The organism is Yaniella soli (genome assembly GCF_054782375.1).
The window spans coordinates 132,976-145,515 of record NZ_BAAGSP010000003.1; the positions used below are offsets into that span (position 1 = coordinate 132,976).

At 58.8% G+C, this 12,540-nt stretch carries 12 protein-coding genes; 5 read left to right on the plus strand and 7 right to left on the minus strand.

Going from position 1 to position 12,540, the window contains the following annotated elements:
- Positions 1–66: 66 nt before the first annotated feature.
- The 4 genes from ACYVJT_RS02620 to dnaK all read right to left on the minus strand — a co-directional run bounded on the left by ACYVJT_RS02620 (position 67) and on the right by dnaK (position 4,171).
- On the minus strand, positions 67–603 hold the full coding sequence (locus ACYVJT_RS02620; RefSeq protein ID WP_343958194.1) for a heat shock protein transcriptional repressor HspR: 537 nt from the start codon (positions 601–603) through the stop codon (positions 67–69).
- Entirely contained in the window at positions 603–1,550 is a 948-nt protein-coding gene (locus ACYVJT_RS02625; RefSeq protein WP_343958196.1) for a DnaJ C-terminal domain-containing protein, read from the minus strand. The genes ACYVJT_RS02620 and ACYVJT_RS02625 overlap by 1 nt, the downstream gene beginning before the upstream one ends.
- A 15-nt stretch (positions 1,551–1,565) precedes the next feature.
- Positions 1,566–2,234, minus strand: a complete 669-nt coding sequence (locus ACYVJT_RS02630; protein ID WP_425579879.1) for a nucleotide exchange factor GrpE — start codon at positions 2,232–2,234, stop codon at positions 1,566–1,568.
- Between the two features lie 83 nt (positions 2,235–2,317).
- Positions 2,318–4,171, minus strand: coding sequence for a molecular chaperone DnaK (gene dnaK / locus ACYVJT_RS02635; protein WP_343958200.1), 1,854 nt, complete (start codon positions 4,169–4,171; stop codon positions 2,318–2,320).
- A gap of 240 nt (positions 4,172–4,411) precedes the next feature.
- Here dnaK and ACYVJT_RS02640 point away from each other — a divergent pair, with 240 nt between their 5' ends.
- On the plus strand, positions 4,412–5,047 hold the full coding sequence (locus ACYVJT_RS02640) for a nucleoside/nucleotide kinase family protein (protein ID WP_343958202.1): 636 nt from the start codon (positions 4,412–4,414) through the stop codon (positions 5,045–5,047).
- A 22-nt stretch (positions 5,048–5,069) separates the two neighbouring features.
- Here ACYVJT_RS02640 and cls read toward each other — a convergent pair whose 3' ends face one another.
- Complete coding sequence (gene cls / locus ACYVJT_RS02645; RefSeq protein ID WP_343958204.1) at positions 5,070–6,569, minus strand: cardiolipin synthase; 1,500 nt, start codon at positions 6,567–6,569, stop codon at positions 5,070–5,072.
- Positions 6,570–6,711: 142 nt separating this feature from the next.
- Between cls and ACYVJT_RS02650 the strand changes: the two genes are divergently transcribed.
- Positions 6,712–9,312, plus strand: coding sequence for an MMPL family transporter (locus tag ACYVJT_RS02650; RefSeq protein ID WP_343958206.1), 2,601 nt, complete (start codon positions 6,712–6,714; stop codon positions 9,310–9,312).
- A 33-nt stretch (positions 9,313–9,345) separates the two neighbouring features.
- Complete coding sequence (locus ACYVJT_RS02655) at positions 9,346–9,624, plus strand: DUF4235 domain-containing protein (RefSeq protein WP_343958208.1); 279 nt, start codon at positions 9,346–9,348, stop codon at positions 9,622–9,624.
- A gap of 11 nt (positions 9,625–9,635) precedes the next feature.
- Here the strand turns inward: ACYVJT_RS02655 and ACYVJT_RS02660 are convergent, their stop codons facing one another.
- On the minus strand, positions 9,636–10,373 hold the full coding sequence (locus ACYVJT_RS02660) for an aminoacyl-tRNA hydrolase (protein ID WP_343958210.1): 738 nt from the start codon (positions 10,371–10,373) through the stop codon (positions 9,636–9,638).
- Positions 10,374–10,424: 51 nt separating this feature from the next.
- On the opposite strand from ACYVJT_RS02660, the gene ACYVJT_RS02665 reads away from it, so the two are divergent.
- Together ACYVJT_RS02665 and ACYVJT_RS02670 are read left to right on the plus strand one after the other, a co-directional pair.
- Complete coding sequence (locus tag ACYVJT_RS02665) at positions 10,425–11,129, plus strand: mismatch-specific DNA-glycosylase (protein ID WP_343958212.1); 705 nt, start codon at positions 10,425–10,427, stop codon at positions 11,127–11,129.
- Between the two features lie 4 nt (positions 11,130–11,133).
- Positions 11,134–11,952, plus strand: a complete 819-nt coding sequence (locus tag ACYVJT_RS02670) for an SDR family NAD(P)-dependent oxidoreductase (RefSeq protein ID WP_343958214.1) — start codon at positions 11,134–11,136, stop codon at positions 11,950–11,952.
- 13 nt (positions 11,953–11,965) lie between these two features.
- On the opposite strand, the gene ACYVJT_RS02675 is transcribed toward ACYVJT_RS02670, so the two are convergent.
- Positions 11,966–12,508, minus strand: a complete 543-nt coding sequence (locus ACYVJT_RS02675) for a mycothiol transferase (RefSeq protein WP_343958216.1) — start codon at positions 12,506–12,508, stop codon at positions 11,966–11,968.
- Positions 12,509–12,540 lie beyond the last annotated feature (32 nt).

Sequence of the window (12,540 nt, forward strand, 5' to 3'; positions counted from 1 at the left end):
ACGTCCATCATAAGCACGATCGCCGCCAGTGAACAGTACGTCTGCAGCAGGGGCCTGTGTGTCTCGTTATCGGGGCAGGGCGAACCTCGGTTGATTCAGCGCGTAGCGCGGTTTTGACTGCTCGAGTGCGAACATGACGGCTTCTTCGACACGTCGGCGGTCGAATCGTTGACGGCGTCGCTGTTCGCGATGCAGCCCGTGCGCTTCGAAATCGTCAGACGGGTCGGATGCGCTGGGTCCGTGAATGTTTGTGGTGACGCCCGTGGATCCGGCAGTAAAGGTTCTCGAGAATGAGACGTGAGAGCGCATCACCGCAATCTGGTCGACGAGCTCACCCACCGTATCGCGGAGTTGGTCGACTTCGACTTCCAATTCCACGATACGACGGATGCCCTCGAGCGATACACCGTCCCGCGACAATCCCTGAACCCGACGCAGTAGTCGAACGTCTTCGGCTGAATACCGGCGTTGGCCTCCGGCTTGCCGCGTCGGCACCACCAGCCCCATGCGGTCATATTGCCGCAGGGTTTGGGGGTGCATATCGGCGAGCTGGGCCGCCACCGAAATGACGTAGATGGGATCGTGTTGGTGACGGTGGACCATTACAACCTAGCTTTCTGTGCCAGTTCGGCCCGTGGATCGAAGTCTTCGGTTGCCGCCTGATATGCCTCGACCGCAGCTTTCGCCTCATCGGTAAGCTCTTCGGGCACCTCAATGACAAGTTCCACGAGCAGGTCACCGGCACGCTTCGAAGCTTTCACACCTCGGCCGCGCAACCGTAAAACACGGCCTGACGATGACCCGGCGGGAACACCGATCTTCACGGAGCTCTCTAGTGTTGGTACTTCGATCGTAGTACCGAGTACCGCCTCGTCGAAAGATATTGGCACCGCAACGCGAATATTGTCACCGTCGCGTTCGAACAGCGGATGTTTGGTGACCGAGACTTTAACCATGAGGTCGCCTCGTCCACCGGTGCCCTGTTGGCCTTTGCCTTTCGCGCGCACGGTTTGGCCGTCTTTCACACCTGCCGGGATACGCACCTCGTTGACCGCACCATAGCTTGTACTGACGTGCGTGGTCGTGCCACGAATCGAGTCAGCAAAACTGATGGTGACGGCCCCCTTGATGTTCGCACCTTTGGTCGGCGGCTGTTGGAAACCACCACCGAAGCCTTGGCCCCCACCGAAGCCTCCGAACATATCGCCGAACCCGCCTTGTCGACCACCACCGGCCTGGCCGAAGAGACCCGAAAAGATATCTTCGAAACCGCCTTGCTGTCGACCCGGGCCGGCACCAGTGAATCGCGCCCCGGACCCCATGGCACGCAACTGATCGTATTCTTGTCGCTGCTCAGGGTCGGACAGGACAGTATTAGCTTCTGTAATCTCTTTGAAACGTTGTTCGGCAGCTTCGTCGTTCGGGTTTGCGTCGGGGTGATACGTACGAGCGAGTTTTCGGTATGCCTTTTTGATCTCTTCGGCACTGGCATCCTTGCTGACGCCTAACGTGGCGTAGAAATCTTTTTCTAGCCAATCTTGTGAGGCCATGGAACCTCCTCTCTCTTACTCGTCACCGGCAGAAACCATCACCTGTGCAGCGCGCAAGACCCGGTCGTTGTACAGGTAGCCATTACGGAACACTTGCACAATGTGCTCTTCGGCAATCTCGGTCGATGGCTGACGCAGCATAGCTTCGTGGTGGGTCGGATCAAATGGTTCGCCAACCAGGGCGGCACCATCATGCTTGACGAGCCCAATGCCCTCGAGCGTTTCGATGAGCTTCCGTGCGATGGCAGCGAACGGACCATCGAGATCGCCTGCTTTATCGGCGGCATCGATGTCGTCAAGCACCGGGAGCATCGAATCGAGCATCGAAAAGTTCGCGTTATCTTTGGCCACGTGACGGTCGCGTTCAACACGACGACGATAGTTCACGAACTCGGCCTGCAGGCGTTGCAGATCTTCGCGCAGCGCCGCGGCTTCATCACCGGCTGATGCGGCTTCGGTCTCGGGCTCTTCGTCGGCGTCTGTGGGTGCAGAATTGAGAATGTCTTCAACCTGGGACAGTGGGTCTGCGTGGTCCGAGGCGTCCGCAGCATCCTCAGGTGCCTCGGCTTCGTCGGCTACCTGCTGGTCCTGGTCGCGGAGTTCTCCGGTTTCTGGGTCTATGCGACGTTTATCGGTGAAACGGATCGGGTCTTCGTGTTCTTCATGATTCGGCTGATCGGTCATTGTATAACTCCTGTCAAGAAAACACCGAGGCCGGCCGGAAACCGGCCGGCCTCGGTAGTGAACTATTGAAGTGGACGTGAAGGCTATTTCTTGGCGTCTTCTTCGTCTTCGTCAATGACTTCAGCATCAACGATGTCTTCGTCCTCTTGCGCGGCATCAGCTGCTGCGCCGTCCTGTTCGGACTGTGCGTAGAGGGCTTCACCGATCTTGGTTTGGGACTGCTGCAGTTTGTCGAATGCGGCCTGGACTTCCTCGTCGTTGTCCTGCTTCTCAAGGGCTTCCTTGAGTGCATCGACATCTGCCTGGACCTCAGTTTTGACGTCCCCTGGCAGTTTCTCGTCGTTCTCTTTGAGGAGTTTGTCTACCGAGAAGGCAGTAGTTTCAGCGGCGTTGCGGGCCTCTGCGGCTTCACGACGCTTCTTGTCTTCTTCAGCGTGCGCTTCGGCATCCTTGACCATGCGGTCGATGTCCTCATCTGATAGCGAGGTACCGCCGGTGATGGTCATTGACTGTTCAGTACCGGTCGAGCCGTCCTTTGCAGAAACGTGGACGATACCGTTGGCGTCAATGTCGAAGGTGACTTCAATCTGTGGCATACCGCGAGGCGCAGGCGCAATACCGGTCAACTGGAAGTTCCCCAGTGGCTTGTTATCCGCGGTGAATTCGCGCTCCCCTTGGAATACCTGGATATCCACGGATGGCTGGTTGTCATCGGCGGTGGTAAAGGTTTCGGAACGCTTGGTTGGGATAGCCGTGTTGCGCTCAATCAGCTTGGCCATGACACCGCCCTTGGTTTCGATACCCAAGGACAACGGGGTGACGTCAATCAGCAGCACGTCCTTGCGCTCACCGGCCAACACGCCGGCCTGAATGGCAGCGCCCACGGAGACAACCTCGTCCGGGTTGACACCCTTATTAGGCTCTTTACCGCCGGCCATTTTTTCGACCAGTTCGGACACGGCAGGCATACGAGTCGAACCGCCCACGAGCACAACGTGGTCAATGTCAGAAACCGAAACACCAGCTTCTTTAATGACGTCTTCGAATGGACGACGGGTGCGATCCAGCAGATCCGAGGTCATGTCCTCAAACTTGGCGCGCGACAGGTGCTCATCCAAGTGCACCGGACCATCTTCGGTGACGGACAGGTACTGCAGGGAAATATTGGTTGAGGTTGCCGAAGACAGTTCCTTCTTGGCCTGCTCAGCGGCTTCGTGCAGACGCTTCAGCGCAATTTTGTCCTTGGAAAGGTCGGCACCGGAAGCCTTGGCCTGTTCCAGCAGCCAATTGACGATAGCCTGATCCCAGTCGTCGCCACCCAGACGGTTGTCACCGGCCGTGGAGCGCACCTGAATGGTCGAGAAATCGTCGTCGTCCTTACCAACTTCCAGCAGCGAAACGTCGAAGGTACCGCCACCGAGGTCGAAGACGAGAATCGTTTCGTCTTCTTTACCGCGTTCCAGACCATAAGCCAGGGCGGCCGAGGTTGGTTCGTTGATAATGCGGGAAACATTCAGTCCCGCGATTTCGCCGGCCTCTTTGGTGGCCTGACGCTCAGCGTCATTGAAGTAAGCCGGTACCGTGATCACTGCATCGGTGACGTCTTCGCCGAGGTATTCTTCAGCATCGTGCTTGAGTTTCATCAAGATGCGAGCGGAAATTTCCTGGGCGGTGTATGACTTCTCGTCAACTTCTATTTTCCAGTCGGTACCCATATGGCGCTTCACCGAGGAGATGGTGCGCTCTGGGTTATTGACGGCCTGACGCTTAGCAATATCACCGGTCAGGACTTCGCCGTCCTCACCTTTGGCGAATGCAACGACCGATGGCGTGGTGCGTGCACCTTCGGCGTTGGCGATAACCGTTGGGTCGCCACCTTCCAGAACGGCAACAACCGAGTTGGTGGTGCCCAAGTCAATACCTACAGCACGTGACATACGTAAATCCTTTCGCTAAAACTTCTCTTGTTAGCTCCTTGAGCTATCTACACTCAAGGTGCCATATATGTTGAGCCGCTGTCAAATAAACATGAGCGATGCTGACTCAACTTTTCTTCTGTCTAGTACAGCGCTGCGACTCGGATATTTATTCCGACTTCGAGGCGACCAGATTGTGATGCTGACTACACAAAACACCATCTCGCCCCGCGTGGAAGCGTTTGTCGCTAGCATTGAGTCATGTCACGTTACTCCTCCGCACACCCACTGATCATTGGCATCGACGGCCGGTCTGGCTCCGGCAAAACCGTCCTATCAACCGTGCTCGCCGAAAGCCTCTCCGAACACCATGACGTCACTGTCCTGCGACTCGAGGATCTCTACCGAGGCTGGAATGGTCTACAGGCAGGCATCGAACTCTTCAGTCACGAGGTGCTACCAAAGTTAGCGGCAGGCGAAACGGCCACCTACCAAACGTGGGACTGGCATTCCACTCACGGCAACGACGGAGCACCGGGCGCAACCGTGTCCACCGAACCGACCGAGGTCATCCTCTGTGAAGGTGTCGGCGCGGGAGTCCGAGCAAATCGGAAGCTGTTGGACGTGCTGATCTGGCTGCGCGTCCCAGACGAGGTGCGTTATGACCGAGCCATGGGGCGCGACGGCGACGACTACATCGAGCAGTGGGACAATTGGGCAGCCCAAGAACGCCAAATGCTCGACACCGATCAAATTTACGATGCGGCCGACCTCGTACTCGTCGCCAATGAACCAGACGAGCGCCACCATACGTCGGCTCTGGCGGTTGTGACAGCGATGCTGAACTCTGGCAAAACCCTTGATGACGGCCCACAACGCGGTCCATTGGAGCCGTAACCCAGACCATGGCACGCGGGAGTTACTGCAACGCCGAGGTCAACCGGAAGACGTTATCCAACCACCGCTTGTGCCGCGGCCTGGCCAACCAGTCTCTGAGCATCAGATGCTCGCATTGACTCTGGTACATATCGATGATGCCATCGAGTTTGGCGACTTCTTCGGAACCCACGACCATCACCGACACTTCCAAGTTGAGCGAAAACGACCGCATGTCCATATTCGATGAGCCGAACACACCAACATCGTCGTCGATAGTAAACAACTTGGCGTGTAAAACATCTGGATCCGGGTACCGATAAATGTGTACCCCAGCACGCAAAAGGGCCTCATAATAAGACTGCTGGGCGTGCTGCACCGCGACCTGATCGGCACGGCGCACCACCAAGACTTCGACGCGCACCCCGCGCTGAGCCGCACTCGTAAGCGCATAGAGCATTGTATCGTCGGGCACCAAATACGGCGTGACAACCCGAATCGTCTCCATTGCCGAATAAAACAGGTGGTTAAATGCGCGCAGGTTATTCTCCTGCGAAAAGCCCGGGCCCGACGGAATAATTTGCGCCGCGGGGCCCTCGTGGTTGTCAATTTCGGATTCCGTCACGCCGCGCAACTCTTGTTGCAACTGCCGCCCGGTTTCGGAAAACCAATCGGTTGCAAACACCACGTCCAAGGAAGCCACCGACGGTCCCGCCATGCGCGCCATCATATCCTGCCAGTTGCGCGCCAAACGGTGCGCCGAGGAACGCTTATAGCCCGGCTCAATTAAATTAATCGAACCGCTGTAGCCCACCAGACCGTCAATAATCACCATTTTGCGGTGGTTGCGCAGATCTGGCCGCTGGTACTGACCGCGCCACGGACGCACCGGCAGCGAACGGTAATACTCGATACCGTCTGCTTCCAAACGCCGCAGCAGCTCGCGATAGCCATTTACCCGAGCCGTGCCGATATGGTCAAAAATCAGTCGGACGGTGACGCCACGCTTCACGGCCCGCGCCATCGCGTCCAAGACGAGATCGGCGTAGCCCTGCCGGCCCTTCGGATCGGTGCCGATGATGTAAAACATCACGTTGACGTAATGCTGTGCGCGGTCAATATCGTCTGCCATCTTGTGAAACGTCAGCCGATAATCCGTCAGATACTCGAATGTGTTGCCGTCCAGAATAGGAAAACCGGTCAGTCGACGGGTCAACCTGGTATTGGCACCGACGTAATCCGGTGCCGCACCAACCTGGTCGGGCAGATCCAAGTGCCCGGTGGCGCGTCGCAGCTCCGAATTCACCGCGACCTGGCGCGAACGCCGCTGCCCGCCCAACCGGAACGACCCGAGTAACAAGAAGAGCAACAGTCCGGGGATCGGCAGGAAGAAAATGATCAGCAGCCACGCCATCGCGACCGCCGGACGCCGGTTCCCAGGAACGATGCCCAACAGCGCAATCCGAATCGCCATATCAGCGGTAATAAAGAGCACCCTCGCCCAAAACGGAAAATCCGCGAAATCAGCCACCGTCCAAACCATGTTCCACAGTCTAGAGCACCGCGACAGAGCCGCTGGCAGCATCACAAACTTCAAACAAAAATTTACGGTCTGAGCCTCCGTGAACTACAGTTACATTGGGTCAGCGTTGGCCCGAGAGGACCGTTCATTTTCAAGGATGATCATGGCAAAGCTTCTTTATCGACTCGGGCTGCGTTCCGCCAAACGACCTTTCGCAGTGTTGTTTACATGGCTTGTCCTGCTGGCTATCGCCGCGGGGTCCTTCCTCACGTTTGGCGGGACACTCGTCTCCACCGTGGAGATCCCCGGCACGCCCACAGCCCAAACGACTGACCGTCTCGAAGAAGAGTTCCCCGATGCTGCCCGTGGCACCGGCAATGTGGTCTTCCAGACCGAAGACGGATCTGAGTTCACCGGTGAGCAACGCGACGCCATCGTCGACGTGCTTGAATCGACCCAAAATGTTGACGGCGTCGCCGACGCCGTCGATCCCTTCGCGGCCGATGCCGAAATGGTCGATCAGCAAGAACAGCTCACCGACGGCCGCCAAGAACTCAGCGATGCTCGTGAACAGCTCGAGGCCGCACCCGAGCAATTTGAGTCCGCCGAAGCAGAGCTCGACAGCGCCGAGCAAGAACTGGACGCTGCCCAAGCACAACTTGACGCAGGGATTGAACAAGCTGTGGCTTCAGGTATGCCACAAGCGGCAGCTGAAGAACAGTTCGCTGCCCAACAAAACCAACTCGACGCCGCACGTGAAGAGCTCGCCCAGGGCCGCGAAGAGCTGGAAACAGAACAGGCCGACGCTGAAGCAGGCGCAGCCGAAATCGAAGAGGGCCAAACCCTGTTGGACCTCGGTGACCGCTTACTGGAAACCACCAATGACTACTCGGTCGTCTCAGATGATGGTTCTGCTGCCGTGGGAACTGTGCAGTTTGAAGACCAAGCCATGGCCGTCGACACTACCGTCCGCGAAGCCGTGGTTTCCGAACTGACCGACCGCAGCATCGAGGGTGTCGAAGTACTGCCTTCACAAGAGCTCTCGATGGCAGTACCCGAAGTGCTCGGCTGGGCCGAAGTCGTGGGCCTTGTTGTCGCGGCGATCGTCCTGGTCATCATGCTTGGCACACTGATTACCGCCGGGTTGCCGCTCATCAATGCGCTGGTCGGCGTTGGGGTGGGCGCCCTGGTCGCCCTGGCCTTCTCCTCGGTGGTCGAAATGAACTCGGTGACCCCAGTATTAGGCGTCATGCTAGGACTGGCCGTCGGGATCGACTATGCCCTGTTCATCGTCCACCGACACCGAACCCAACTCAAAGCGGGCATACCCCTGCACCACTCCATCGCCATGGCAAACGGGACATCGGGCAACGCCGTGGTGTTTGCGGGGTCAACCGTCGTCATCGCACTGCTGGCTTTGAATCTCACAGGTATCCCATTCTTGGGCCTCATGGGAACCGTCGGCGGGTTCGTCGTCGTGGTTGCTGTACTGGTCGCCATCACCTTGACCCCGGCCATGCTGTCACTGTTGGGACGCCGTGCGCTGGCCAAACGCGAACGCCTCACACTGGCCGACCGTCAGCTGCGGACACAGCCGAAACGCCAGGTCAAAGCCATGTCCAGCACCCGCGCGGTGCTCACGGCGATCGCCTCGATTGCTGTGTTGGCGATCATTGCCATTCCGGTGTTCTCAATGCGCCTTGGCATCCCCGACGGGTCAGCTCAAGCCCCGGACACCACCGAATATCAGGCACACGCCGCTCAAGCTGAACACTTTGGCCCCGGCACCAACGCCCCGATCGTCGCGGTGGCCGACATTCCAGCAGACCTCTCCGAAGAAGCGCTCCTGGAGACCACCGTTCAACAAGCCGAGCAATTAGCTGCCCTGGACAATGTGGACCATGTGGTGCCCGTGGGCGAAAACGAAGCCGGCGACATCACCATGTTCCAGGTCATTCCGATCGAGGACGCCAACCACGAATCCACCGTCAACCTGGTGCATGATCTCCGGGGGCTTGATCCCGCCGGCGAGGTCACCAACTTGGCCCTGGCCGGACACGCGACCGGCACCATCGACGTCTCCAGTGCACTCGCCGATGTGCTGCCACTGTATCTGGCGGTCGTCGTTGGTCTGTCCTTACTGATCATGGTGTTGGTGTTCCGCTCGCTGGTGGTGCCAGTGATTGCCTCGGGAGGATTTGTCCTGTCCGTGGGCGCTGCCATGGGCGCCGTCGTCGCTATCTACCAGTGGGGTTGGCTTGGCGAAGCCTTCATGGTCCACAATCCAGCACCGGTGCTCTCGTTTCTGCCCACCATCATGATCGGCGTGCTCTTTGGACTGGCCATGGACTACCAGCTCTTCATCTCCTCGGGTATGCGCGAGGCCTATGCCCACGGCACGGAGGCTCGCTTGGCCGTACAGCAAGGATTCGTTCAGGGCCGTGCCGTCGTCGCTGCGGCAGCCATCATCATGGTCTCGGTGTTCGGCGGGTTCATCTACGCAGATGACCCCTACATCCGACCCATTGGCTTTGGCCTTGCCATCGGTGTGCTCTTCGACGCCTTCCTCGTGCGTATGCTCATGGTGCCCGCGCTCATGCACCTGCTGGGGCGTCATGCCTGGTATATGCCAAAGTGGTTGGATCGGATCCTGCCCGATGTGGACGTGGAAGGCGCCAAGCTTGCCGAGTTGGACGCGCCCGATGAAACACGAATCAAGACTTCCACCGATTCGTCCGTTACAACAACCAACCAGAACGTCTAAGCTTGAATCAGCACAGTCGAGAAAGGCAGAACTATGAATAACATCATCCAGAAGTTGCTCCGTACCGGTGTCTCCATGGGGGCCGGCTACCTCGGGGCCAAGGTCGTCGAAAAAGTGTGGGAAGGCACCACCGGCAAATATGCGCCAAACGCCGAAGACGATGACGCCACCATGCTGCAGTTCGTCGCCTTCACGACCATTTCAGCGGGCGTGACCGCACTGCTAGAAATCGGTTCCCAGCGCGCGGTTTCCAAAGCCATGAAGAAGACCGGAAACAAGAACGCTCAGCAACTTGGCAAGGCCGAGGTCTAAGCCCGCCACGATCACCAGTAGGCTCGTGACGTTTCGGTGGCACCGGCCACTTCGGTGAGTCCCGCGTCCACGACACGCACCGGTCGATCTGTTTCGCGCCATGCTGTCAGTGATGGGGCCGCCACCCGAATGCGGAAGTCGTCATGACGCCACGACGTCAGGACTTGTAACGCGGTGGCGTCCCTGTCCGCGACGCGCTGGATAAGCTGTTCGTAGGCCAGCTGTGCCGCATGGCCCACTTGGGCAGCAGCCTTGCCGGTGGAAAGCTCCACCTCAGGCGTGACCTCAACGGTGACCACCGCGTCGTGGTGTGCTGATTCCTGCAAGCGCGGGAACTCTGTGCCACCAACCTGTAATTTTTTGAGTTCGGGTGGCAAGGGGGCCAACGGGCCCGGGACAAAAGCCCGGACCTCCGCATTTTCGGAACCAGCGTTGACACCGGGCAGAGCCTGTACGTCATCCCAGCGTTTATTCTCCGCACGCCGAGCAACCTTACGAATCCAGCCGGCACGCCAATGCGCAACAGCCTGCGCCCACTGCCCGTCATGGGCTGTGACTCGTTGATCATCGAGTAGCCTCACCACAGATGCCCCGGCAGCCTCAAGCACCGCAATATGGCTCGCCGGGTCCTGCTTATTGCGACGTATCACCAATTGCATCGCCCACGGATCCGCATGATCTGAATGATCCGGATGGGACACCGTCGCGCGGGCAGTTGTATCAGTCATTTTTTCAGGGTGCTCACTCATGACCTCGACTCTAGTCACCACCTGCAGCACTGAATATCCTAGGGTGGAGATATGTCGATCCACCTTCCACCCGACTGGCAACCCTGGCGGCGAAGGTCCCCGTTAGGCGAGGCCCGTCCGACCAAAACCGACCTGGCAGAAGCCGCGGCCACCGGACTGCAGCTCGATGATGTCCTGCCCTACCCCACCGATGAAGAAAACGCCCACTTTTTGCGGCTGCTCATCGTCGGCACAAACCCCAGCCCGTGGGCGGCAGCCGTGCAAGCACCCTTCGCGCGCCCCGGCAACCGATTCTGGAAGTCACTGTACGAGGCCGGAATCACCGATGGGCTGGTGAACGATTCCAATGGCCTCAGCCGGGCCGATGAGTACATGCTCGCGACACGAGGCGTCGGCATTACCAATATCGTCTCCCGACCCTCCTCGCGCGCCGATGAGCTCAGCCGCGATGAATTGCGCGCCGGGCGTTCCCACCTCATCACCCGGGTTCGGATGCTGCGTCCACACGCGGCCGCCTTTACCGGAATCACCGCGTTTCGCACCGCGTTCGAGCAGCCCAAAGCCAAACTCGGCGTCCAAGATACCCACGACATAGCCGGGTGGCCCGAAGATACCCAACTGTGGGTCGTGCCAGATCCCAGCGGGCTGAACGCCCACGAATCGGTCAGCTCACTTGCCGAAAAATGGCAAGCCGTCTGGGCCTCGAGTGCCACCGACCAGCAGACCCGCAACGATCCACGAACAACCAAGGAGTGAACCCATGGAGACCACTGACCGTACCGTGCTGATCACCGGAGCCACCAGTGGCCTCGGCCGCGCTGTTGCAGAGTCTGTAGCCCAGCGGCCCGGTAGGCTCATCCTGCACGGGCGCGACGCCGAGCGCCTCAACGAGCTTGCCACCGAGTTGTCCTCAGCGAAGGCCAGCATCGAGCTGGTGACCGCCGAATTGGATGAGCTCTCCCAAGTCCATGACCTGGTCGACAAGGTCTTTGAACTCACCGATCATCTCGACGTGCTAGTGAACAACGCCGGCATCGGCAAGGGTGCCACCGACACCCGCCAGGAATCAGCGGATGGTTTCGAACTGCGCACCGCCGTCAACCATCTGGCACCCTTCGTCCTGTCGCTGCGGCTCCTCCCGCTGCTTGAAACGGGCGCACCGAGTCGCATCGTCAATGTCGCCTCCGGTGCCCAACAGCCCCTGGATTTTGAAGACCCCCAGGTTGAGCACAACTACACCGGTGATCGCGCGTACGGACAGAGTAAATTTGTCATGATCGCCACGGGATTCTTCCTGGCCAATAAGCTGCCGGCCGAGGTCGTGACCGTCAACAGTCTGCACCCCGCGACGCTGATGCCGACCCGGATGGTTGAAGAGGGCTACGGGCACACCGTCGATGACCTTGCGACCGGGGTCGATGCCGTCCTGCATCTGATCGAGTCTGAAGCCCTGGAATCAGTAACCGGTCAGTATTTTTCCGGTCAACAGCGTGCCGAGGCCCATCCGCAAGCCTATGACCCAGACGTTCAGCAACGTTTGTGGAAGCTGACTGAGGAGCTGACCGGCGTGCAGCTCTGAAACCGGTAATCGGTTAGGATGTCAGGTCGTGGAGCTCGACGGTTCCCGCCACATAGGCCGCCTGACCGATATGTTGTGCGGCGTCATCGATCACACTGATGATGCGTACGCCAACGGTGACCGGTGGATCCCAATCATTGTCGATGACCCGGTCAAGGTCATCATCGCTCAGCATTGCAATCCAACTGGCCGTCTTCGCATAGACGGCTTCAAGGTAGTCCCGCAACAAGTCTTTGCCTTGCTGAGTCTCTTCAACGGTCACGCCGCGCGCATCGTCTGGTGACTGTCCAAGACCGACATCGGCCATACCCAGGTCAACCTCCGACAGCCCGAAACGGGAGTCGAAGTTCTCCACTGTCCACAGTTGGTCATGTCCTGCCAGCGGTGCGATCTGTGCATCCGTTTCACGGGCGGTGTGCCACAGCAGCCACGCAATCGAGTTCGGGTGTCCACCCGGATGACTATTGAGCTGGCTCGGATCCAGCTCATCCCAAAAATAGTCGAGGGCTTGCATCGGGCGTTGTACCAGGTCTTCCAAAATATCTATAGCATCCATACGTCAACCCTGCACCCGTGACCAGGCAGAGT